The organism is Kitasatospora sp. NPDC057904 (genome assembly GCF_042887925.1).
Lineage (GTDB): Bacteria > Actinomycetota > Actinomycetes > Streptomycetales > Streptomycetaceae > Kitasatospora.
This window is the reverse complement of the sequence record NZ_JBHVOL010000008.1, coordinates 50,758-73,668: the sequence shown is the minus strand read 5'-3', so window position 1 is coordinate 73,668 and position 22,911 is coordinate 50,758. Positions and strand designations below refer to the sequence as shown.

Sequence of the window (22,911 nt, the reverse complement as noted above, 5' to 3'; positions counted from 1 at the left end):
CTCCCCCTCAATCCCACGCTCCCTCTACCCCCTTCAATCCCCGCGCCCCGAAAGGGGCGCGGGGAACTGCGCGACCAGCCAGGCAACTCCCGTCACCCGCAGGCCCACAGCTCCCCGCTCCCCGAAGTGCTCTCAGCCCGCCAGACAGCTCGGCCCCAGCAGCTGCTTCAGGTCCCCGAACAACGCCGGATCCGACTTCACCCGGTGCCGGTCGAGCCGCAGCACCGTCGTCGACCGAGCGCCCTCCAGGCGCAACCGCACCTCCGTCGTCCCCCGGTGGCTGCTCAGCACCTCACCGAGCCGGGCCACCAGCGGCGGCGTCACCTTCACGCTCGGGATGTTGATGACGATCGGCGCCTCGGCGTGCGCGTTGGACAGGTCGGGGACGGCCAGCTCCATCCCCATCAGCCGCGGCACGTCCTCCCGCTTGTCCAGCTTGCCGCGCACGAACACCACGGCGTCCTCGACGAGTTGGGAGGAGACCAGCTGGTAGCTCGCCGGGAAGAACATGCAGTCGATCGAGCCGGCCAGGTCCTCGACGGTGGCGATCGCCCACGCGTTGCCCTGCTTGGTCATCTTCCGCTGGAGGCCCGAGATGATGCCGCCGATGGTGACGATCGTCCCGTCCGGCCGCTCCGCGAGGTCCGCCACCGCGCAGTCCGCCTTGTCGGCGAGCACGTGCTCGATGCCGTGCAGCGGGTGCGAGGAGACGTACAGGCCGAGCATCTCCCGTTCCTGGGTGAGCAGGAAGGCCTTGTCCCACTCCTCGTCGGAGAAGGTGACGTCCAGTCCGAAGCTCGGCTCGTCCGCGGTCGCGTCGCCGCCGAAGAGGTCGAACTGCCCCTCGGCCTCCTTGCGCTTGACCCCGACGACGTTGTCGATCATCGGCTCGAACTGCGCGCTGAGGCCCTTGCGGGTGTGCCCGAGCGAGTCGAACGAGCCCGCCTTGATCAGCGATTCGACGGTCCGCTTGTTGCAGACCACCGACTCCACCTTGTCCAGGAAGTCCGGGAAGGAGACGAACTTCCCCTTCGCCTTCCTGGTGCGGATCATCGAGTCGACCACCGGCCCGCCGACGTTGCGGATGGCGGTCAGCCCGAACCGGACGGTGTCGCTGCCGTGCGGCGTGAAGTCCGAGTCCGACTCGTTGACGTCCGGCGGCAGCACCTGGATGCCCATCTTGCGGCACTCGTTCAGGTAGACGGCGGACTTGTCCTTGTCGTCCTTCACCGAGGTCAGCAGGCCGGACATGTACTCGGCCGGGTAGTTGGCCTTCAGGTAGGCCGTCCAGTACGAGACGAGCCCGTACCCGGCGGTGTGGGCTTTGTTGAACGCGTAGCCGGAGAAGGGGACGAGGACGTCCCACACCGCCTGGATGGCCGCGTCGGAGTAGCCGCGCTCGCGGCAGCCCTTCTGGAAGGGGACGAACTCCGCCTCCAGGATCTCCTTCTTCTTCTTGCCCATCGCACGGCGCAGCAGGTCTGCCTGGCCGAGCGAGTACCCGGCGAGGATCTGCGCGGCCTTCTGCACCTGCTCCTGGTAGACGATCAGGCCGTACGTCGGCCGGAGCACCTCCTCCAGGGGCTTCTCCAGCTCCGGGTGGATCGGGGTGATCTCCTGCTGCCCGTTCTTGCGGAGCGCGTAGTTCGTGTGGGAGTTGACGCCCATCGGGCCGGGCCGGTACAGCGCGAGAACGGCGGAGATGTCCTCGAAGTTGTCGGGCTTCATCAGGCGCAGCAGCGAGCGCATCGGCCCGCCGTCGAGCTGGAAGACGCCGAGCGTGTCGCCGCGCGCCAGCAGCTCGTAGGTCGGCTTGTCGTCGAGCGGCAGCTTGAGCAGCTCGATCTTCTCGCCCTTGTTCTTCTCGATCGCCTTGACGGCGTCGTCCATGATCGTCAGGTTGCGCAGGCCGAGGAAGTCCATCTTGAGAAGGCCGAGGCCCTCGCAGGTGGGGTAGTCGAACTGCGTGATGGTGACGCCGTCGGTGTGCCGGGTCCAGACCGGGATGTGGTCGGTCAGCGGCTCGGCGGACATGATGACGCCGGCCGCGTGCACGCCGGGCTGGCGGATCAGGCCCTCGATGCCGCGCGCGGTGTCGATGACCTTCTTCACGTCCGGGTCGGTCTCGTACAGGCCGCGGATCTCGCCGGCCTCGCCGTAGCGCGGGTGGCTCGAATCGGTGATCCCCGACAGCGGGATGCCCTTGCCCATGACGTCCGGTGGCATCGCCTTGGTGATCCGGTCGCCCATCGCGTACGGGTAGCCGAGGACGCGCGAGGAGTCCTTGATGGCGGCCTTCGCCTTGATGGTGCCGTACGTGACGATCATGGCGACCTTGTCGGATCCCCACTTCTCGGTCACGTAGCGGATGACGTCACCGCGCCGGCGCTCGTCGAAGTCGATGTCGACGTCGGGCATGGAGATGCGCTCGGGGTTGAGGAAGCGCTCGAAGATCAGGCCGTGCGGGATGGGGTCGAGGTCGGTGATGCCCATCGCGTAGGCGACCAGCGAACCGGCCGCCGAACCGCGGCCGGGGCCCACCGCGATGCCCTGGCTCTTGGCCCACATGATGAAGTCGGCGACCACGAGGAAGTACGCCGGGAACCCCATCTGGATGATGGTGTCCATCTCGTACTCGGCGAGCTTCTTGTGCTCCTCGTCGTACCCGCCCGGGAAGCGCCAGTCCATGCCCTCCCAGACCTTGGACTTGAAGAAGTCCGCCTCGGACTCGAAGCCGTCCGGGATCGGGAAGCGCGGCATGAGGTTCTTGAACGTGAACATGCCCTCGGCGTCGACCCGCGAGGCGACCAGGAGCTGGCTGTTGCGGCAGCCCTCCTGCCAGGCGTCCGAGGAGTCCAGGGCGTACATCTCGGCCGCGGACTTGATGTAGTAGCCGGTGCCGTCGAAGCGGAAGCGGTCCGGGTCGGAGAGGTTCTTGCCGGTCTGCACGCAGAGCAGGAGGTCGTGCGCACCGGCGTCGGCCTCGGTGGTGTAGTGGGAGTCGTTGGTGACGACCGGCGGGATGTTCAGCTTCCTGCTGATCTCCAGCAGCCCGTCGCGGACCCGCTTCTCGATGTCCAGGCCGTGGTCCATCAGCTCCAGGAAGTAGTTCTCCTTGCCGAAGATGTCCTGGTAGTCGGCCGCGGACCTGACCGCCTCGTCGAACTGCCCGAGCCGCAGCCGGGTCTGCACCTCGCCGGACGGGCAGCCGGTGGTGGCCATCAGGCCGCCGGACAGCTCGGAGATCAGCTCCTTGTCCATGCGGGGCCACTTCACGAGCCAGCCCTCGGCGTAGGAGCGCGAGGTCAGCTTGAAGAGGTTGTGCAGGCCCTCCTTGTCGCGGGCCCAGATGGTCTTGTGGGTGTAGGCGCCGGACGCGGAGACGTCGTCCTTCTTCTGGTGCGGCTGTCCCCACAGGACGCGCTTGGTGTTGGACCGGGACTCGGGCGCGACGTACGCCTCGATGCCGATCACCGGGGTGATCCCGGCCGCGGTGGCCTGCTTGTGGAACTCGGCGGCGCCGTACATGTTCCCGTGGTCGGTCATCGCGACGTGGGTCTGCCCCAGCCGCTCGACCTCCTTGAACATCTGCTTCAACCGGGCGGCGCCGTCCAGCATCGAGTACTCGGTGTGGACGTGCAGGTGCGCGAACGGCTGATCGCTCAAGGCGGGGCCTCCAGAGGCTCTGGGCTTTGTGGTGGGCCGGCGAACGCGCAGGTCACAGGGGTTCCCTGGAAACAGATGTGGTCCGAACCACCTCCCGGGGTCCGGACCATCCCTCACGCGTTCACGCGTCTACTCTAGCCCGCCCCGCCCCCGCCGAGCCGCACCGCGGCGGCGTCCCGCACGGCCGTCTCCTCCAGCGGATCGTCGCGCAGAGCGACCAGGCGCTCCCCCACCTCGGGCCGTTCCGGAGCGTGTCGGACCCCCAACAGCCTGGCACCGGATTCACAGTCCCAGAGGCTCTCCACGTACGCCTCGTCGAGCCCCGCAGGCGCCACCGCGGCGAGCGCCTCCAGGTACGCCGGCCGCTCGGAGGAGTGCGGCGTCCACAGCCAGAACCGCCGCAGCAGCGACGCCGCCCCGCCCGCCTCCGGCCCGAACCGCGCCAGCCCCCGCGCGAGCGCGGCCGGCCCGCACCAGGTCCGCTCCACCCAGCACCGCTCCAGCTCCTCCAGCAGCACCGGCAGCGGACGGGAATCCTCGTCCCGCCCGTGATCACCGTGCCCGTCCCGCCGGACGGGCCCGCGCGCCGGCAGCTCCAGCACCTCGTCCGCCCGCACGCGGGCGTTCCCCGCCGGCAGCTCGGCCACCGGCCCGAGCGGCAGCGCCAAGTCCCGTACCAGCCGCGCCAGGTAGAGCGCCCGCTCGTCGACCTGCCGGTCCCAGCGCCACTCCCACCGGAGGCACCCGTACACCAGCCCGGCGGCGGCCGCCGGGTCCTCCGCCGCCATCAGCGCACCCAGCCCGCGCCCCCGCTGCAGGAGCCCCGGCAGCGTCCCCGCCGGCGCGTACTCGTATCTCCGCTCAGTCACGTCCCCTCAGCTCCCGCCGGATCACCAGCCGCAGCCCGGACCACACCTCGTCGATCGCGCACACCTTGTTGTCCACCAGCCCGGTCGGCAGCGCGACCTCCCGCACCCCGTTCTCGTCCAGATCGCTCACCACCCCCGAGGACTTCTTCGGCCACGCCACCCACAGCCCCGCCGCCGGCCGCATCAGCGCCCGCAGGCCGGGCAGCCCGGTCTCGTAGGCGGCGCGCCCGGCCGGGAACCACACGCAGACGTCGAACGATCCGGCGGCTGCCGTGACGCCCTCCGGCAGGTCCGGCACCGCGAAACCCGCCGGCGCGTCCACCAGGAGCAGCTCGTCCCCCGTCCGGATGCCGAGCTTGCGCGCCAGCGGCGTCCGCGAGTACCCGCTCAGTGGTCGCACTCCGCGAGGAAGTCCAGCGCGACGGCCCACGCTCGCTCGGCCGCCTCGGCGTCGTAGTCCGCCAGTTCCGCGTCGGTGAACAGGTGCCCGGCGCCGCGGTAGCGGTGCACCTCGACGTCCGCCCCGGCCTTGCGCATCTGCAGGTACCAGGCGTTCAGCCAGTCCTCGGTCTCGAACGGGTCCGGCTCGGCGACGTGCAGCTGCACCGGGATGTCGGTGGCCGCGTCCTCCCGCAGGTCCGACGTGCCGTGCAGGAGCAGCAGGCCGCGCGCCTTCTCGTCGGCCAGCGCCAGGTTCTGCGCGAGCGAGCCGCCGAGCGAGAACCCGGCGTAGACCAGCCCGCCGTCCGCGAGCGGGGCGACCGCGGTCACCGCCCGCCGCAGCAGCTCGTCGCTCCCGCCGAGCTCCTCCTGGTACGCCAGCCCGGCCTCGATGTCGTCGAAGGTCCGCCCGTCGAACAGGTCCGGCGTGTGGACGGTGTGCCCGGCGCCGCGCAGCCGCTCGGCGGCGGCGTGGACGGCGGGGCGCAGCCCGTAGGCGGAGTGGAAGAGGACGATCTGGGCCACGGCGGGGGTCCTTCGGGAGAGGTCGGCTACCCACCCATGATCCCTCATCGCCCCGGACGGACCCGCCCCGCTACGAGACCCCTACGAGACCACGTCCTTCCGGGCGAACCCGCGGAACGCGAGCGCGAGCAGCACCGCCGCGTACGACAGCGACAGCGACACGCCCTGCACCATGCCGCCCCACTCCAGCTGCGGCTGCAGCGCGTCCGCCCACGCGTACTGCCAGTGCGCCGGCAGCCACTCCCGCAGGCTCCCGAGCGCCGTGACGGCGTCCAGCACCCCGGTGATGATCGAGGCGAACACCGCGCCGCCGACCGCGCCGAGCGGCGCGTCGGTGGCCGTCGAGAGCCAGAAGGCCAGCGCCCCGATCACGAGCTCGCTCAAAAAAACAAACGCGACAGCAACGGCCAGCCGAGGCAGCGCGTCGGCGGCCGGCAGGCTGGCCCCGGCGGGGAGCTTGAGGTCCCCCCAGCCGTACGCGGCCGTCCCCACGACCAGCCCGATCGCCGGCAGCATGACCACCGCGACCGCCGAGAACAGCATCCCCACCACGAACTTGCGCGCCAGCAGCCGCGCCCGCGGTACCGGCGCGGCCAGCAGGTAGCGCAGCGAGGACCAGCTGGCCTCCGAGGCGACGGTGTCCCCGCAGAACAGCGCGACCGGGATCACGAGCATGAACCCGGTGCCCATGAACAGCATCGTGGTCGCGAAGTTGGCCCCGGACGCGGTGGCCAGCTCGATGAACGTGGTCCGGTCCTGGCGCCCGGGGGTGCCGCCGACCTGGAAGGCCGCCAGGACGATGAACGGCAGCGCCGCCAGCACCCCGCCGATCACCAGCGTCCGCCGCCTCCGCAGCTGCCGGACGATCTCGACCCGCAGCGGCAGCGTCCGCCCCGCCCGGTACCCCTCGGCGTGGTCCGCCGAAACGACGCCGCTCACGCCGCACCTCCGATCAACGACAGGAACGCGTCCTCCAGCCGCCGCTGCGGCCCGGCGCTCTCCACCGGCACGCCGAGGCGCACCAGCTCGGCGACCAGCTCGCTCGCCGCCATCCCGTCCAGCCGCACCAGCAGTCCGCCCTCCACGGCCTCGGCCGAGCCGACCCCGGCCAGCTCGCCCACCTTCTCGACGACCGTCTCCGGCGCGAACGACGGCACCACCCCGATCATCAGCAGTTCCCCGGCCCCGACGATGTCGCCGACGGCGCCGGCCGTCACGAGCCGCCCGCGGTCCATGACCACGAGGTCCGTGCAGCTCTGCTCGACCTCGGAGAGCAGGTGGCTGGAGACGATGACGGTCCGCCCGCCGGCCGCGTACCGGATCATGACCTCGCGCATCTCGCGGATCTGCGGCGGGTCGAGCCCGTTGGTCGGCTCGTCGAGGATCAGCAGGTCCGGCATCCCGAGCATGGCCTGGGCGATCGCGAGCCGCTGCCGCATGCCCTGCGAGTACGTGCGCACCGCGCGGTCGAGCGCCTCGCCGAGCCCGGCGATCTCCAGCGCCTCGGCGAGGTGCGCGTCCTCCTCCGGACGCCCGGTGGCCTGCCAGTACAGCCGCAGGTTGGCCCGCCCGGTGAGGTGCGGCAGGAATCCCGCGCCCTCGACGAACGCGCCGACCCGCGAGAGCACCGGCGCGCCGGGCCGCACGAGGTGGCCGAAGACGCGGATCTCGCCCGCGTCCGGCCGGATCAGGCCCATCAGCATCCGCAGCGTCGTGGTCTTGCCCGCGCCGTTCGGCCCGAGCAGCCCGAGCACCTGCCCCTGCTCGACCCGGAAGCCCAGGTCCCGTACGGCGTACCGGTCCGCCGAGCCCTTGTAGCGCTTGCCGAGCCCGGTGATCTGCAGCGGCACCCCGCCGAGCGCCGGGTCGTACGCGGGCCCGCCGGCCCCCCGCGCGCGCCGCCGCAGCCGGGGCGCCAGCACCAGCCCGAGGGCCACCACGACGGCGGCCACCGGGAGCATCCAGGTCCGCGCGGGCAGCGGCGTCGACTCGGTGACGAGCTGCTCGACGGTCGGCACGGCCAGCGCCCCCGCGACCGCCACCCGGTAGGTGGCCGGCTCGGCGGGCGAGGCGTACGCGAGGTCGGTGCTCGCCAGCACGAGCCGCAGCCGGTGCCCCGCCGGGAACGTGTGGTCGACGGCGGGCAGCGCCACCGTGACGGTCCGCCCGGCGTCCGCGCCGGTGACCCGCAGCGGCGCGGCGAGCTGCTGCGGCAGCTGGGCCTTGCCGTCCGGCCCGACGTCGTACAGCTTCGCGAACAGCACCGCCTCCGGCCGGTCCGCCTGCACCCGGACGGGCACGGTCGGCTGTCCGGTCAGGTGCAGCGGCCCGTCCAGCGGCGCCGACTCGAAGGCCGCGTTCTGCCCGGGGAAGTCCAGCGCCAGACCGGCCCCCAGCGAGGCCGCCTGGCTGAGCGCCCCGATCCCCGGCAGCGTCGAGATCCCCGGCGGAGCGCCGCCCGGCGGGTTGGGGAGCGTCTTCTCACCGCCGGTCAGGTCCACCGACCGCGAGCCGGTACCGCCGAGCCCGGGGTACGCGTCCGCCGTGGCGCCGCGCAGCACGGCCTGGAACCCGGTCGAGTCGACCCCGCCGGTCCGGGTCACCCGGAACGCCGGGCCCGTGTCGTTCCCCCGCCCCCGCAGGTAGTGGTCGAACCAGGCCGTCACCCGGTCGTCCACCCGGGCGCTCGTGTCGGTGCCCCCGTCGTGCCCGCCGGCGAACCAGTCCACCGAGACGGGCGCGCCGTTGGCCGCCACCGCCTGCGCGATCCGGTCCCCCTGGTCCAGCGGGAACAGCGAGTCCTGCTGCCCCTGCACGACCAGCGTCGGCACCTTGAGCTGCCCGGCCACCGAGGACGGGCTCGACTTGTCCAGCAGCGCGACGGCGTCCGCGTCCGCGTGCCCGCTCGTGGCGACCCGGTCGTACATCCGGCAGAGCGACTCCAGGAAGCGCCCGCACCCGACCGGCCCGCCGTCGCCGCCCGCCGGCCGGCCGCCCTCGCGCGGCGAGCCCCCGGACGGCCCGAGGTCGCCCGCGGCGCCGGTCGTGAAGAAGATCCCGGCCCACAGCTTCTTGAACACCCCGTCCGCCGCGCCCGACCCCTGCACGCCCTGCGGGAACAGCGCGTCGGCCAGGTTCCACCACGTGATCTGGGTGGCCACGGCGTCGATCCGGTGGTCGTACGCGGACGCCAGCAGCGAGACGGCGCCGCCGTAGGAGGCACCGGTGATGCCCACCCGCGGGTCGCCGGGCCCGTCCAGCTGCACCTCGGGCCGCTGGGCCAGCCAGTCCACCAGGTGCTTGACGTCCTCGACCTCGCGGTCGGGCGCGTTGAGCCCGATCTTCCCGCCCGAGTGCCCGAAGCCGCGCGCCGACCAGGTCAGCACCGCGTACCCCTGCCGGGCCAGCTGCTCGGCCCGGTCGTGCTCGCCCTCCTTGGAGCCGCCGAAGCCGTGGGCGAGTAGGACCGCCGGGCGCGGGGTGGAGCCCGTCGTGAAGAACGAGGTGTCCAGCTGCACCTGCTGGGCGCTGCCGGGCGTCTCCGGCATGCTGAGAAAACGATCCTCCTGGTGGACCGGCTGCTCCCCGCCGGACGCCACCGCCGCCGTGCCGATCCCCGCGACGGCCACCAGGGCCACCGCACCGGCCAGCAGTCTCCGCCGCGTCACCGCACCGCGGCCGCGCCACCGACGCCACGCGCCACCGAACTCCATGGCCGTTGATCGTAACGGCCGCACGAGTAGGCGTCCGATAAAGCCACCGCCCCGGCCCCCGCCCGTTTCACCCGCTTCCAGTCCGCTATGCCCGGGTATCGTACCGCTCACCCGACCCCAGTCCCCTCGGCGAGGTGCCCGTGTTCCGGCCGCTGATCACCCTGCTCGCCACCATCGTCGCCACCCTGGCGACCGGCTGGACCGTCGACCAGGCCCTCCAGCGCATCGCCGCCCGCAACCCCGGGGCCCCGGTCTGGCCACTGCTCCGCAGGTGCCGGATCCCCCTCCAACTCACCGTCATCACCGCCCTGTTGCTCGCGGCGAGCCCGCTCAAGCGGATCTTCCACCTGAAGAACGACGAGGGCGCGCACCACCTGCTCCTGCTCTTCCTCCTCGCCTCCCTCGGCTGGCTGACCGTCCGCGTCGTGGCGGCGCTCCTGGAGGCGCTGCTCGGCCGGTACGAGACCGTCACCGAGGACCCCGCCCGCAGGCAGCGCGTGCACACCCAGATCAGCATGCTGCGCCGCGCGGTGAGCGCCGGCATCGTCATCGTGACGGTCGCCGTGATGCTGCTGACGTTCTCCGCGATGCGCACAATCGGCGCCAGCCTGCTGGCCTCCGCCGGCATCATCGGCATCGTCGCGGGCATCGCCGCCCAGAGCGCCCTGGGCAACTTCTTCGCCGGCCTGCAGATCGCCTTCGGCGACACGGTCCGGATCGGCGACACCGTGGTGGTGGACGGCCAGCAGGGCACGGTCGAGGAGATCACGCTCTCCTACCTGGTGGTGCGGCTCTGGGACCACCGGCGCCTGATCGTGCCGGTCTCCTACTTCGTCAACAAGCCGTTCGAGAACTGGACCCGCCGCGACCCCGGCCTGCTCGCCGCGGTCCTGCTCCACCTCGACCACACCACCCCGGTCGACGCCCTGCGCGGGGCCCTGCACACCCGCCTGGAGACCCACCCCCTCTGGGACGGCACCGAGTGGGCCCTCAACGTCACCGACGCCACCCCCAGCACCATCGTCGTCCGCGCCACGATGACCGCCCGCACCCCCGACGACGCCGCCCAACTCCGCTTCGACATCCGCGAACACCTCATCGCGTACCTACGCGACGAACACCCCGAAGCCCTCCCGCGCCTCCGCACGACCCCCTGAACGACGAATCCCCCCGCACCCCTTCCGGGGCGCGGGGGGATCGCGGGGCCTACAGCACTCGCGTCATCGTCCGGTGCGCGTCGTACACCGGCCCCTCCGCCGCGTACCCCAGCCGCTCGTAGAACCCGAGCGCCTGCACCTGCGCGTGCAGCTCCAGCTCCACGGCCCCACGGGCGATCCCCGCGGCCTCGATCGCCCGCACCAGCGAGGCCCCGAGCCCGGTCCCCCGGGCGGCCTGCACCACCGCGAGCCGCCCCAGCAGCACCCGCCCGGCGCGCCCACCGGTGAGCTCCAGCGCGGCGTCCCCGTGGATCAGCCGACCGGTGCCGAGCGCGGTGCCGTCCCCCGCGACCGCGAGCACGTGCACCGAGGTGGCGTCGTACTCGTCGTACTCCAGCTCCTCCGGCACGTTCTGCTCGACGACGAACACCTCGCGCCGGACCGCCCGCACGAGCTCCAGGTCCGCGTCGCCCTCCGCGACGCGGATCCCCGCGGCCGCCGTCATCTCAGCTCTCCGACGCGATGATGTCGAGCGCCTTGCGCAGGTCCGCCGGGTACTCGCTGGAGAACTCGACCCACTGCCCGTCCGCCGGGTGCTCGAACCCGAGCGAGACGGCGTGCAGCCACTGCCGGGTCAGCCCGAGCCGCTTGGCGAGCGTCGGGTCGGCGCCGTAGGTGAGGTCGCCGACGCACGGGTGGCGCAGCGCGGACATGTGCACGCGGATCTGGTGGGTGCGGCCGGTCTCCAGCTTGATGTCGAGCAGCGACGCGGCCCGGTACGCCTCGATGAGGTCGTAGTGCGTGACGGACGGCTTGCCCTCGCGCGTCACCGCCCACTTCCAGTCCGAGCTGGGGTGGCGCCCGATCGGCGCGTCGACCGTGCCGCTCATCGGGTCCGGGTGGCCCTGGACGAGCGTGTGGTAGCGCTTCTCGGTGATGCGGTCGTGGAACTGGCGCTTGAGGTCGGTGTACGCGCGCTCCGACTTCGCCACGACCATCAGGCCCGAGGTGCCGACGTCGAGCCGGTGGACGATGCCCTGGCGCTCGGCCGCGCCGGAGGTGGAGATCCGGAAGCCGGCCGCGGCGAGGCCGCCGATGACGGTGGTGCCGGTCCAGCCGGGGCTGGGGTGGGCGGCGACGCCGACGGGCTTGTCGACGAGCACGATGTCGTCGTCCTCGTGGACGATCCGCATGCCGTCGACCGGCTCGGCGACGACCTGCACCGGGGCGGCGGGGGCGGGGATCTCGACCTCCAGCCAGGAGCCGGCGGTCACCCGGTCCGACTTGCCGGCCTGGGCGCCGTCGAGCGTCACCTTGCCGTCGGCGGCCAACTCGGCGGCCTTGGTCCGGGAGAAGCCGAACATCCGGGCGAGGGCGGCGTCGAGTCGCTCGCCCTCCAGGCCGTCGGGTACGGGGAGGCTGCGGATCTGCGCTGCGGTACTCACCCGTACGAGTATGCCGGAAAGGCGGCCGCCACCTTCCGCCCGTCCCTCCCGGCCGCCCGGTTGCGCCGCTACTTCGCCGGCTTCTCCGCCTGCTGGTGCACGGTCCCGTCCGGGTTGCTCCCGCGGAACGACAGCAGGACGACCAGGATCCCGCCGCACACGATCGCCGAGTCCGCGAGGTTGAAGACCGCGAAGTGCTGCACGGAGATGAAGTCCACGACGTGCCCGCGGAAGACGCCGGGCGCGCGGAACAGCCGGTCGGTGAGGTTGCCGAGGGCCCCGCCCAGCAGCAGCCCGAGCGCGATCGCCCACGGCAGGCTGTACAGCCGCCGGGCGATGCGCCAGATCACGACGATGACGGCCGAGGCGATCATGGTGAAGACGACGGTGAGCGCCTGGCCCATGCCGAACGCGGCCCCGGAGTTGCGGATCACCTGGAAGGTCACGACGTCGCCGACGACCTTGATCGCCGCGTGGTTCTCCAGCCGGGCGACGACAAGCAGCTTGCTGCCGAGGTCGATGAGGAACGCGAGCACGGCGACGACCAGCAGGACGCCGATCCGCCGCGGCCCCTTGCCCTTCTCCACCGCCGTGGCACCGTCCGTGGCGGCCGGTTCGGCGGACTCCGCGGGCTCTGCAGGCTCGGCCACGGCCACCTCCACGGCTTCGGCGGGGGCAGGGACGGCGTCGTCCCGGGTCTGGGGAGAACCTTGCGTACTGATGATCCGCTCCGCTGCCGATGGAGCTCCCCCGGCCGGAGGTGGGGGAGGGTGGTGGGCCGGTGACGACACCGGTCGCTCCCCGTCACGGGGGCGTCGGGCGACGTTCAGGCGACGTTACGGGGTCGAGCGTACGGCAAGCCCGACCCCCCGCGCCGCGCCGGTCGGGCGGTTCAGCGGCGTTCCTGCTTGGCCTTGCACTGCACGCAGAGCGTCGCCCGCGGGAAGGCCTGCATCCGGGCCTTGCCGATGGCCTGCCCGCAGGACTCGCAGACGCCGAAGCCGACGCCCTCCAGCCGCTCCAGGGCGCGCTCGATCTGGGCGAGGCTGTCCCTGGCGTTGTTGGCGAGGGCGAGCTCGCTCTCCCGCGAGATGTTCTTGGTGCCGGCGTCCACCTGGTCGTCGCCGGCTCCGTCGTTGGAGTCGCGCATCAGGCCGGAGATGGCGGCCTCGGCGGCGCCGATCTCGTTCTGCAGCCGCTCCAGCTCGCTGATCAGTTCGTTGTGCAGCTCGTGGACCTCCTCCGAGGTCCACGGCTCCTCGCCTGGACGGACCGGCAGCGTGGCCGGGTCCACGGATTCTGCGCCGCGCAGCACGGTGACGGTGTCGGTGCTGGTGTTCTGCCGTGCGGTAGTGGTCACGGTCCCCTCCCCTGGATCGGCCGCCACGGCCTTGCGTGCCCGCTTGGTGGCGGTACCCGCGCCGGTTGCCTTCTCAGCCATGGCTTCGACCCCATCTACGAACGAATCGAGCCGCCGGTTCCCGGCGGCTTCCAGTGCCGGAACGATAATCCCGATCAAAACCGGTCACAACATGACATACCGACGCCTCACCATGATCCCACCCAGGCAGCCGCCCCAACCGCCACGCCCCTCGCGCTGACCAGACTTGTGCCCAGAACACCCCCTCCTAACCACCCCGCGGCGCGCTCCCGGGAGCACCCGCGAGCAGCCGTTCGGCGCGTCCCGCGCACCCCGCGCCGGACGAAACCGACTTGCGGCAGCCGATACACTGGGCCTGCAAGGCGCAGATGGGACGAGTACCGACGTACGCAGCCACCAGCGACCCGGGGACGGTGCGAGCCCGGGGGTGTGCGCGGCGGGAAGATCACCCCGGAGCCGCCGGAAGAACGGCCACCACCACGGCGGCCCACTAGACCCGGCAGCAACCCCAAACAAGAGGGCCGCACCGCACCACCGCGGCCAAGGAGGGTGGTACCGCGGGTCGGCGAAGGCCGTCTCGTCCCTCCGGAGGATTCAGTCCCAGCATCCGCCGGAGGTAGACACCCGCGATGAGCACCTACAACCCCGTCCCCGCACAGGTGGATCTCCCCGCCCTGGAACACCAGATCCTGTCCTTCTGGCAGGACAACAAGGTCTTCCAGCGCAGTCTGGAGCAGTCCGAGGGCCGTCCCGAGTGGGTGTTCTACGAGGGCCCGCCGACCGCCAACGGCATGCCCGGTGCGCACCACATCGAGGCCCGCGTCTTCAAGGACGTCTTCCCCCGGTACCGGACCATGAAGGGCTACCACGTCGCCCGCAAGGCCGGCTGGGACTGCCACGGCCTGCCGGTCGAGCTGGCCGTCGAGAAGGAGCTCGGCTTCTCCGGCAAGCAGGACATCGAGGCCTACGGCATCGCCGAGTTCAACGCCAAGTGCCGCGACTCGGTGACCCGCCACACCGACGCCTTCGCCGAGCTGACCACCCGCATGGGGTACTGGGTCGACCTCGACGAGGCCTACCGCACGATGGACCCGTCCTACGTCCAGTCCGTGTGGTGGTCGCTCCAGCAGATCTTCGACAAGGGCCTGCTGGTCCAGGACCACCGGGTCGCCCCCTGGTGCCCGCGCTGCGGCACCGGCCTGTCCGACCACGAGCTGGCCCAGGGCTACGAGACGGTCGTCGACCCCTCGGTCTACGTGAGGTTCCCGCTCACCAGCGGCCCGCTCGCCGGCCGCGCCGCGCTGCTCGCCTGGACCACCACCCCGTGGACCCTGGTCTCCAACACCGCCGTCGCCGTGCACCCGGACGTCACCTACGTGGTGGCCACCGACGGCACCGAGCAGGTCGTCGTCGCCGAGCCGCTGGTCGCCAAGGCGCTCGGCGAGGGCTGGGAGACCACCGGCGAGTCCTTCACCGGTGCCGAGATGGAGCGCTGGGGCTACCGGCGCCCGTTCGAGCTGGTCGACATCGAGGGCGCCCACTTCGTCCTCAACGCCGACTACGTCACCACCGAGGACGGCACCGGCATCGTCCACCAGGCCCCCGCCTTCGGTGCGGACGACCTCACGACCTGCCGCAAGTACGGCCTGCCGGTGGTCAACCCGGTGCTCGCCGACGGCACCTTCGCCCCCGAGGTCCCGCTGGTCGGCGGCCAGTTCTTCAAGAAGGCCGACGAGGCCCTGGTCGCGGACCTCAAGGAGCGCGGCCTGCTCTTCCGCCACGTCGCCTACGAGCACAGCTACCCGCACTGCTGGCGCTGCCACACCGCGCTGCTCTACTACGCGCAGCCGTCCTGGTACATCCGGACCACCGCCGTCAAGGACGCGCTGATCCGGGAGAACGAGGCCACCAACTGGTTCCCGGAGACGGTCAAGCACGGCCGTTTCGGCGACTGGCTGAACAACAACATCGACTGGGCGCTCAGCCGCAACCGGTACTGGGGCACCCCGCTGCCGATCTGGCGCTGCGAGGAGGGCCACCTCACCTGCGTCGGCTCGCTGGCCGAGCTGTCCGAGCTCACCGGCACCGACCAGAGCGGCCTCGACCCGCACCGCCCGTTCATCGACGAGGTGACCTTCGCCTGCCGCGACTGCGGCGGCACCGCCACCCGCGTGCCCGAGGTCATCGACGCCTGGTACGACTCGGGCTCGATGCCCTTCGCCCAGTACGGCTACCCGTACCAGAACAAGGAGCTGTTCGAGAAGCGCTACCCGGCGCAGTTCATCTCCGAGGCGATCGACCAGACCCGCGGCTGGTTCTACACGCTGATGGCCGTCGGCACCCTGGTGTTCGACAAGAACAGCTACGAGAACGTCGTCTGCCTGGGCCACATCCTGGCCGAGGACGGCCGCAAGATGTCCAAGCACCTGGGCAACATCCTGCAGCCGATCCCGCTGATGGACCAGCACGGCGCCGACGCGGTCCGCTGGTTCATGGCGGCCGGCGGCTCGCCCTGGTCGGCCCGCCGGGTCGGCCACGGCACGATCCAGGAGGTGGTCCGCAAGACCCTCCTCACCTACTGGAACACCGTCGCCTTCCAGGCCCTGTACGCCCGCACCGCCGACTGGGCCCCCTCCGCGGGCGACCCGGCCCCCACCGACCGTCCGGTCCTGGACCGCTGGGTGCTCTCCGAGCTGAACACCCTGGTCCGCGAGGTCGACGCGGCGTTCGAGGCCTACGACACCCAGCGCGCCGGCAAGCTGCTGTCCGCGTTCGTCGACGACCTGTCCAACTGGTACGTCCGCCGCGGCCGCCGCCGCTTCTGGCAGGGCGACGCCGCCGCACTCGCCACCCTGCACGAGGCGCTGGAGACCGTCACCCGTCTGATGGCCCCGCTCACCCCGTTCATCACCGAGCGGGTCTGGCAGGACCTGGTGGTCCCGATCGACGAGACCGCCCCCGCCTCCGTCCACCTGGCCGCCTGGCCCGAAGCGGACGAGACCCTGGTCGACCCGGCGCTCTCCCGCCACATGGCACTGGTCCGCCGCCTGGTCGAACTCGGCCGCGCCACCCGCGCCGAGTCCGGTGTGAAGACCCGCCAGCCGCTGTCCCGCGCGCTGATCGCCGCCCAGGGCTGGGAGGAACTGCCCGCCGACCTGCGCGCGCAGATCGCCGAGGAGCTCAACGTCTCCACCCTGGAGTCCCTCGCCGAGGTCGGCGGCTCCCTCGTCGACACCACCGCCAAGGCCAACTTCCGTGCCCTGGGCAAGCGCTTCGGCAAGGGCGTCCAGGGCGTCGCCAAGGCCGTCGCCGCCGCCGACGCCGCCCACCTCGCCACCGAACTGCGCGCCACCGGCCAGACCAGCGTCCAGCACGACGGCGAGACGATCACCCTCTCCCCCGACGAGGTGATCATCACCGAGACCCCGCGCGAGGGCTGGGCCGTCGCCAACGAGTCCGGTGCCACCGTCGCCCTCGACCTGGCCATCACCCCGGAGCTCAAGCGGCTCGGCATCGCCCGCGACGCCATCCGCCAGATCCAGGAGGCCCGGAAGAACTCCGGCCTGGACGTCGCCGACCGCATCGTCCTCCGCTGGCGCGCCACCTCCGAGGAGACCGCCGAGGCCATCGCCGAACACGGCCCCCTCGTCGCCGACGAGGTCCTCGCGACCGACTTCGCCGCCGGCGCCGCCGACTGGACCTCCGGCACCTTCACCGACGAGTCCCTCGGCCTGGCCTTCCAACTCCGCAAGGCCTGACCCGAACAAGAACCGCCGCCCGGCTCAGCAGAGCCGGGCGGCGTTTCCACACCCAAACCCAAACCCCTCCCACCCCACCCAACTCCCCAGCCCACCCAACTCCCCCGCCCCCTCCCCCTCCCCACCCGCACCAACGCACCCCCTCAACCACCCCCCACCCCTCATCCCCCCAAGCGAGAGGGTCGGGCTGCGGGAGGGGGTGGCGGAGGGGGTGGCCGCGGAGAGGGGCGTGACGGGTGATTTTCAGACTGCCAACGGTCCAAGCCCCCCACCCACAGAATCGGCAGTCGGAAAATCATCCAGCCCCCGGAGCGACCACCCCCGCAGCCACCCCCGGCGAACCCCACCCACCCGAAAGCCCACCCCGCACCCCAAGCCCCGCGCAGCGGCCCCCATCCTTAACCCCCGACACAAAGAAGCGCCCCCTCCCCAACCCAAAAGGTCAGAAAGGGGACGCCCCCAAAGGCCCTGCTACAACCTCAGTTGTCGCCGTCCTCGTCGATCAGGAAGCCCCGCATCGGCGCCGGAGCCTGCTGCATCGGCTGCGGCGGCTGCGGACGGACGGCCGCCATCGGCTGGGTCATCCCGGCCGGCTGCATCTGCGGCGCCCCGGTGCTGCCACCGGCCGACGGACCGCCGAAGCTCGGCGCCGGCGGGTTGCCGCCGAAGGAGCTCTGCCCGCCGAAGGACGGCGTGCTGCCACCGAAGGACGGCTGGTTCCCACCGAAGGACGTCCCACCGGAGGTCATCGCACCGGCACCGGCCGGAGCCATCGACGAGGCCGCCGGCGGCAGCGACGCGGTGGCGGGGATCCGCGGCGGGGCGAGCGAGTCGTCGGCCTGCGACTCCAGCTGACGGAGCTGGGTCTCCAGGTACGACTTCAGGCGGGTGCGGTACTCGCGCTCGAACGCCCGCAGGTCCTCGACCTTGCGCTCCAGCGTGGCCCGCGCGGACTCCAGCGACCCCATCGCGACGCGGTGCTTCTCCTGCGCGTCCCGCTCCAGGGCGTCGGCCTTGGCACGGGCGTCGCGCTCCAGGCCCTCGGCCCGGCTGCGCGCCTCGCCGACGATCTTGTTGGCCTCGGAGCGGGCCTCGGAGATCGCCTGGTCGGCGGTCTGCTGAGCGAGCGCCAGGACGCGCGCGGCGCTGTCGCCACCGGGACCCTGCTGCTGCATCGGGCCGCCGAGCGGGCCGCCCATCTGCTGCTGCGGGCCGCCCATGGGGCCGCCCATCGGCTGCATCTGCTGCTGGCCCATGCCCTGACCCATGCCCTGGCCCATGCCCTGGCCCATGCCCTGACCCTGGCCCATGCCCTGACCCTGGCCCATGCCCTGGCCCATCGGGTTGCCCATGGGCTGCGGGCCGCCGGGGCCGCCCATCGGCTGGAGCATCTGACCGCCCATCGGCTGGACCAGCTGCTGCTGGCCACCCATGGTCTGGTTCATCTGCTGCTGGCCGGGGCCGGCCGGGAGCTGCGGGGCGCCCGAGGGCAGACCGAGGGGCTGGTTGCCCATCTGCTGCTGCGGACCACCCGGGCCCATCTGCTGCGGACCGCCGGGTCCCATCTGCTGCGGGCCGCCCGGGCCCATCTGCTGGGGACCGCCGGGGCCCATCTGCTGCGGGCCGCCCGGACCCTGCTGGCCGGGGACCGGCGGGCCGGATATGGCGGCCGGAACGGGCGCGCCGGGACGGGAGTCCTGCGGCGGTTCCTTCCGCATGTTGGCCTGGTTCTGCGCGGCGGCGCGAGTCGCGGCGGCCAGCTTGGCGCGCAGGTCCTCGTTCTCGCGGAGCAGGCGGGTCAGCTCCGCCTCGACCTCGTCGAGGAAGGCATCGACCTCGTCCTCGTCATAGCCTTCGCGCAGGCGGACGGTCGTGAACTGCTTGTTCCGAACGTCCTCGGGGGTCAATGGCATCTCTTCACCTCAACGTGATCGTCGGCACACCGGCATCCTGTCGCATCGGTCACCTACGACTAGGGCCGCACAAGCGAGATCAGGACATACACAATGATCATCAGTACGAAGAAGGACAGGTCGAGCGCCACGCCCCCGAGACGCAACGGCGGGATGAACCGCCGAAGAAGCTTGAGCGGCGGATCCGTGACAGTGTACGTGGCCTCCAGGACCAGGACCATGGCCTTGCCGGGCCGCCACGAACGCGCGAACTGGAAGACCCAGTCCATCACCAGCCGCACAAGCAGGAACACCAGGAAGACGGTCAGGGCGTAATAGGCCACCGCCCACACGATCTCCATCGCGTTTCCCTCTCCCCGGTCCCGGGCCCTGGGGCCCGCTGCCTGTCGCCTGTCGCTAACCCACTGTTGATCAGATCCACACGTAAAGTCGTGGCCGGGTCAGCTCTGGTTGAAGAACCCACCCTCGGCGATCCGAGCCTTGTCCTCCGCCGTGACATCGACGTTAGCAGGAGACAGCAGGAACACCTTCTGCGTCACGCGCTCGATACTGCCGTGCAGACCGAAGACGAGTCCAGCGGCGAAGTCTACGAGTCGCTTCGCATCGGTGTCGTCCATCTCGGTGAGATTCATGATCACGGGGGTGCCGCCGCGGAACTGTTCCCCGATGGTACGGGCCTCGTTGTAGGTCCGCGGGTGCAGCGTGGTGATGCGGTAGGGCTCTCGTTCGTTCACTACCTTGGGCATGATCACCGGGGCGCTCTTCTCCAGATTGTGGCGGCGTTCGGGTGTGATGGACGACACTGGCGCCATCCTCGGGGTCTCCTGCCGGATCGGGACCGCGGCCGGCACCGGCTGCGGGGTGATCGAGGAGACCGGGGCGGGCGCCGCGGCCGGCCGGGGAATGTCCTCCGTCCGCGCCCCCGTTCGAATCGGCTCGGGGTCCGCGTCGTAGTCGTCGTCGGGGTCGTACCCCTGGCCGTCGTACGTCTCGTCCTCCACGAGGCCGAGGTAGACCGCCATCTTGCGCATCGCGCCGGCCATGCTCCTGTCTCCTCCGCTCGGTGGTTCGGCGGCCAGGGCCAGTCGCCCTGCCTGCGGATTCCGCGACGGTCCGCCCGCGACAGCCCGTCAGATCGACGGATGGTCAGATTTGGTGAATAAGTGGCGGGGGCCGCGGAGCTGCGATCCACGGTTCACTAGCGCGCTGAAAAGCTGCTAGTTTCTGTCCTATTTTGTCCTGCAGTCTGATCTACTTACTCGGTGACGTTACCTGAGGGGTGACCTCACTCCGAGTACCGCCGTTCCGACGCGCACGTGTGTCGCTCCGGCGGCAATCGCCTGCTCAAGGTCGCCGCTCATCCCTGCGGAAACCATGGTGGCAGCAGGATGGGCCGTCCGTACGGCGGTTGCGATTTCCGCCAGCCGATCGAAGGCCCGGGCCGGGTCCCCCGCGAGCGGGCCGGCAAGCGGAGCGACCGTCATCACACCGTCCAGCCGCAGCCCGGGCGCGGCGGCGATGGCGTCGGCCAGTTCGGCGACGTCCGCCGGGGCGACCCCGGCCCGGTGCGCGCCCTCTTTCCGCGCGGCGGAACCGCCGCTCGACACATCCTTCTCCAGCGCCACCTGCACCAGGCAGCCGAGCTCCGGCCGCTCCGACTTGAGCACCGCCGCGGAGAGCGACTCCACGAGCCGCAACCGGTCCACCGAGTGCACGTGGTTCGCGTACCGCACGACCGACCGGACCTTGTTCGTCTGCAGCTGTCCGACGAAGTGCCAGTCAAGAGGAAGGTTTCTGCACTGCTCCGCCTTGGGCGCGGCGTCCTGGTCGCGGTTCTCCGCGACGTCCGTCACACCCAGTCCGGCCAGCAGTGCGCTGTCCTCCGCGGGGTAGGTCTTGGTGACGACGATCAGCGTGACCTCGCGACGGTCCCGCCCGGCCGCGGCACACGCGTCGGCGATCCGGCGCTCGACCACGTCGAGGTTGGTGCCGAGTTCCTCGTAGCGGGCCCGCTGGCCCTCCGTCAGTGCCGACGCGAAATCCGCGCCGCCCGGGAACGGTCCGTAGATGTCGTTCGTCATCAGTGATCAGAGCCCAACCAGACGTAGCTCGCGAGCCGCCCCGTGCGCTGCTCGCGGCGATAGGAGTAGTGATCGGCGGATTCGAGGGTGCAGACCGGTGATCGCACCACCTCGGTGACCCCCGCGGCGGCCAGCTGGGCCACCACTCCTTCCGGCACGTCCAGGGCCGGTGTCCCCCAGGACGTCTCGGCGAAGGCGGCGGGCACCACCGCGGCGACTTCGGCACGCAGTTCGGCGGGCACCTCGTAGCAGCGGCCGCACACCGCGGGACCGGTGGCGGCGACGATCCGGCCGGGCTCGGCACCCAGCTCCGTCATCGCCCGGACGACCGCGGGCACCACCCCGGCCGCGAGGCCGGGGCGTCCGGCGTGGGCCGCGCCCACGACCCCCGCCACCGGGTCGGCCAGCAGCACCGGCGTGCAGTCGGCGGTCAGCACCGCGAGCGCGAGCGGCCGGTCGGTGACCACCGCGTCGACCGTCGGGGCCTCCCCGGCCGGCTGCCGCTCCGTCACCACCGCCACGTCGGCGCCGTGCACCTGGTTCATCCAGACCACGTCGGCCGGGTTCAGCCCCACCCCGCGGGCGGCGAGCGCCCGGTTCTCCCGGACGGCCTCCGGGTCGTCCCCGACCGCGCCGCCGAGGTTCAGCTCCCCGTACGGCGAAGTGCTCACCCCGCCCCACCTGTCGGTGAAGGCGAAGTGAGCACCATCGCGTACGGCGTGATCGATCACTTAAGGAAGTCCGGCACGTCGAGCTCCTCGGCCGGGCTCTCCACGAACGGCTGGCGGGCCAGCTGCACCTGCGGCGGCACCGGGGCGGCGGTCGCGGTGGCCGGGGTCTCGGTCGAGCGGGACGGCGCGGGCGAGTCGCCCTCGGAGCGGGACGTCACCGAGCCGATGCCCCCGTACGACGGCCGGGAGGCCGGGCGCTCCGGGGCGGCCGGCGGCGTGGCCGGGGCGGCGGGGGTGGACTTGACGACCGGGTCGCGGACGATCGCCGGCGGCTGCCCGCCGTCGAAGCCGGCCGCGATGACGGTGACCCGCACCTCGTCGCCGAGCGCGTCGTCGATGACCGCACCGAAGATGATGTTGGCCTCGGGGTGTGCGGCCTCGCTGACCAGCTGGGCCGACTCGTTGATCTCGAACAGGCCGAGGTCCGAGCCGCCGGAGATGGAGAGCAGCACGCCGCGGGCGCCGTCGATCGAGGCCTCCAGCAGCGGCGAGGAGATCGCCATCACGGCCGCCGCCTTGGCGCGGTCCTCGCCGCGGGCCGAGCCGATGCCCATGAGCGCCGAACCGGCGTCCGACATGACGGACTTGACGTCGGCGAAGTCGAGGTTGATCAGGCCCGGGGTGGTGATCAGGTCGGTGATGCCCTGGACGCCGGAGAGCAGGACCTGGTCGGCCGAGCGGAACGCGTCGAGCACGCTGACCTGGCGGTCCGAGATGGACAGCAGCCGGTCGTTGGGGATGACGATGAGGGTGTCGACCTCTTCGCGCAGGCTCGCGATGCCGTCCTCGGCCTGGTTCGCGCGCCGCCGGCCCTCGAAGGTGAAGGGGCGGGTGACCACGCCGATGGTGAGCGCGCCGAGCGAGCGGGCGATGTTGGCGACGACGGGCGCGCCGCCCGTGCCCGTGCCACCGCCCTCGCCCGCGGTCACGAAGACCATGTCGGCCCCCTTGAGGACCTCCTCGATCTCCTCGCGGTGGTCCTCGGCGGCCTTGCGGCCGACCTCGGGGTTGGCGCCGGCGCCGAGGCCCCGGGTGAGTTCACGGCCCACATCGAGCTTGACGTCGGCGTCGCTCATGAGGAGGGCCTGCGCATCGGTGTTGATCGCGATGAACTCGACGCCCTTGAGACCGACCTCGATCATCCGGTTGATGGCGTTGACACCACCGCCGCCGATACCGACGACCTTGATGACTGCGAGGTAGTTCTGCGGTGCTGCCACGTCGAAGGCCT

18 protein-coding genes are annotated in these 22,911 nt (G+C 71.7%); 2 read left to right on the top strand and 16 right to left on the bottom strand.

Features of this window, described 5'->3' with window-relative positions; all coding sequences use genetic code 11:
- Positions 1-132: 132 nt before the first annotated feature.
- The 6 genes from dnaE to ACFVSN_RS21215 form a co-directional block, all read right to left on the bottom strand.
- Complete coding sequence (gene dnaE, locus ACFVSN_RS21240) at positions 133-3,666, bottom strand: DNA polymerase III subunit alpha (RefSeq protein WP_387956388.1); 3,534 nt, start codon at positions 3,664-3,666, stop codon at positions 133-135.
- Between the two features lie 134 nt (positions 3,667-3,800).
- Positions 3,801-4,535 carry a hypothetical protein gene (locus ACFVSN_RS21235; RefSeq protein WP_380501052.1) on the bottom strand — a complete coding sequence of 245 codons (735 nt, stop codon included), beginning with the start codon at positions 4,533-4,535 and terminating at the stop codon, positions 3,801-3,803.
- Positions 4,528-4,935, bottom strand: a complete 408-nt coding sequence (locus ACFVSN_RS21230; RefSeq protein ID WP_380501050.1) for a DUF3052 domain-containing protein — start codon at positions 4,933-4,935, stop codon at positions 4,528-4,530. Before ACFVSN_RS21230 ends, ACFVSN_RS21235 begins: the two co-directional genes overlap by 8 nt.
- Positions 4,923-5,549, bottom strand: coding sequence for a dienelactone hydrolase family protein (locus tag ACFVSN_RS21225; protein WP_380501048.1), 627 nt, complete (start codon positions 5,547-5,549; stop codon positions 4,923-4,925). Before ACFVSN_RS21225 ends, ACFVSN_RS21230 begins: the two co-directional genes overlap by 13 nt.
- Positions 5,550-5,582: 33 nt before the next feature.
- Positions 5,583-6,440, bottom strand: coding sequence for an ABC transporter permease (locus ACFVSN_RS21220; protein WP_380440586.1), 858 nt, complete (start codon positions 6,438-6,440; stop codon positions 5,583-5,585).
- A complete protein-coding gene (locus ACFVSN_RS21215) occupies positions 6,437-9,214 on the bottom strand; it encodes an alpha/beta fold hydrolase (RefSeq protein ID WP_387956387.1) in 2,778 nt (925 codons plus the stop codon). Before ACFVSN_RS21215 ends, ACFVSN_RS21220 begins: the two co-directional genes overlap by 4 nt.
- A gap of 134 nt (positions 9,215-9,348) precedes the next feature.
- Between ACFVSN_RS21215 and ACFVSN_RS21210 the strand changes: the two genes are divergently transcribed.
- Complete coding sequence (locus tag ACFVSN_RS21210; RefSeq protein ID WP_387956386.1) at positions 9,349-10,371, top strand: mechanosensitive ion channel family protein; 1,023 nt, start codon at positions 9,349-9,351, stop codon at positions 10,369-10,371.
- Positions 10,372-10,420: 49 nt separating this feature from the next.
- On the opposite strand, the gene ACFVSN_RS21205 is transcribed toward ACFVSN_RS21210, so the two are convergent.
- From ACFVSN_RS21205 to ACFVSN_RS21190, 4 genes are all read right to left on the bottom strand, one after another.
- Positions 10,421-10,876, bottom strand: coding sequence for a GNAT family N-acetyltransferase (locus ACFVSN_RS21205; protein WP_387956385.1), 456 nt, complete (start codon positions 10,874-10,876; stop codon positions 10,421-10,423).
- A gap of 1 nt (position 10,877) precedes the next feature.
- Complete coding sequence (locus ACFVSN_RS21200) at positions 10,878-11,816, bottom strand: RluA family pseudouridine synthase (protein ID WP_380440594.1); 939 nt, start codon at positions 11,814-11,816, stop codon at positions 10,878-10,880.
- A 68-nt stretch (positions 11,817-11,884) separates the two neighbouring features.
- Positions 11,885-12,541, bottom strand: coding sequence for a signal peptidase II (gene lspA, locus ACFVSN_RS21195; protein WP_380440606.1), 657 nt, complete (start codon positions 12,539-12,541; stop codon positions 11,885-11,887).
- A gap of 167 nt (positions 12,542-12,708) precedes the next feature.
- Positions 12,709-13,176: a TraR/DksA family transcriptional regulator gene (locus tag ACFVSN_RS21190; RefSeq protein ID WP_380440596.1), complete on the bottom strand. Its 468-nt coding sequence runs from the start codon at positions 13,174-13,176 to the stop codon at positions 12,709-12,711.
- Positions 13,177-13,826: 650 nt separating this feature from the next.
- On the opposite strand from ACFVSN_RS21190, the gene ileS reads away from it, so the two are divergent.
- Positions 13,827-16,955: an isoleucine--tRNA ligase gene (gene ileS, locus ACFVSN_RS21185; protein WP_387956384.1), complete on the top strand. Its 3,129-nt coding sequence runs from the start codon at positions 13,827-13,829 to the stop codon at positions 16,953-16,955.
- Between the two features lie 479 nt (positions 16,956-17,434).
- On the opposite strand, the gene ACFVSN_RS21180 is transcribed toward ileS, so the two are convergent.
- The 6 genes from ACFVSN_RS21180 to ftsZ all read right to left on the bottom strand — a co-directional run bounded on the left by ACFVSN_RS21180 (position 17,435) and on the right by ftsZ (position 22,900).
- Positions 17,435-18,868 carry a DivIVA domain-containing protein gene (locus ACFVSN_RS21180; protein ID WP_387956383.1) on the bottom strand — a complete coding sequence of 478 codons (1,434 nt, stop codon included), beginning with the start codon at positions 18,866-18,868 and terminating at the stop codon, positions 17,435-17,437.
- Positions 18,869-18,927: 59 nt separating this feature from the next.
- Positions 18,928-19,209: a YggT family protein gene (locus ACFVSN_RS21175; protein ID WP_329928339.1), complete on the bottom strand. Its 282-nt coding sequence runs from the start codon at positions 19,207-19,209 to the stop codon at positions 18,928-18,930.
- A 99-nt stretch (positions 19,210-19,308) separates the two neighbouring features.
- On the bottom strand, positions 19,309-19,911 hold the full coding sequence (locus ACFVSN_RS21170) for a cell division protein SepF (protein WP_153460377.1): 603 nt from the start codon (positions 19,909-19,911) through the stop codon (positions 19,309-19,311).
- 225 nt (positions 19,912-20,136) lie between these two features.
- Entirely contained in the window at positions 20,137-20,949 is an 813-nt protein-coding gene (locus ACFVSN_RS21165) for a YggS family pyridoxal phosphate-dependent enzyme (protein ID WP_387956382.1), read from the bottom strand.
- Positions 20,949-21,680 carry a peptidoglycan editing factor PgeF gene (pgeF, locus tag ACFVSN_RS21160; RefSeq protein WP_380446868.1) on the bottom strand — a complete coding sequence of 244 codons (732 nt, stop codon included), beginning with the start codon at positions 21,678-21,680 and terminating at the stop codon, positions 20,949-20,951. The genes ACFVSN_RS21165 and pgeF overlap by 1 nt, the downstream gene beginning before the upstream one ends.
- Positions 21,677-22,900 carry a cell division protein FtsZ gene (gene ftsZ, locus ACFVSN_RS21155; RefSeq protein WP_387956381.1) on the bottom strand — a complete coding sequence of 408 codons (1,224 nt, stop codon included), beginning with the start codon at positions 22,898-22,900 and terminating at the stop codon, positions 21,677-21,679. Before ftsZ ends, pgeF begins: the two co-directional genes overlap by 4 nt.
- Positions 22,901-22,911: the final 11 nt, after the last annotated feature.

Coding starts and splice junctions, on each gene's coding strand:
- ACFVSN_RS21225 (WP_380501048.1), bottom strand. CDS start 5,549: ATGAGGGATCATGGGTGGGTAGCCGACCTCTCCCGAAGGACCCCCGCC.
- ACFVSN_RS21215 (WP_387956387.1), bottom strand. CDS start 9,214: ATGGAGTTCGGTGGCGCGTGGCGTCGGTGGCGCGGCCGCGGTGCGGTG.
- ACFVSN_RS21205 (WP_387956385.1), bottom strand. CDS start 10,876: ATGACGGCGGCCGCGGGGATCCGCGTCGCGGAGGGCGACGCGGACCTG.
- ileS (WP_387956384.1), top strand. CDS start 13,827: ATGAGCACCTACAACCCCGTCCCCGCACAGGTGGATCTCCCCGCCCTG.
- ACFVSN_RS21180 (WP_387956383.1), bottom strand. CDS start 18,868: ATGCCATTGACCCCCGAGGACGTTCGGAACAAGCAGTTCACGACCGTC.
- ACFVSN_RS21175 (WP_329928339.1), bottom strand. CDS start 19,209: ATGGAGATCGTGTGGGCGGTGGCCTATTACGCCCTGACCGTCTTCCTG.
- ACFVSN_RS21170 (WP_153460377.1), bottom strand. CDS start 19,911: ATGGCCGGCGCGATGCGCAAGATGGCGGTCTACCTCGGCCTCGTGGAG.
- ACFVSN_RS21165 (WP_387956382.1), bottom strand. CDS start 20,949: ATGACGAACGACATCTACGGACCGTTCCCGGGCGGCGCGGATTTCGCG.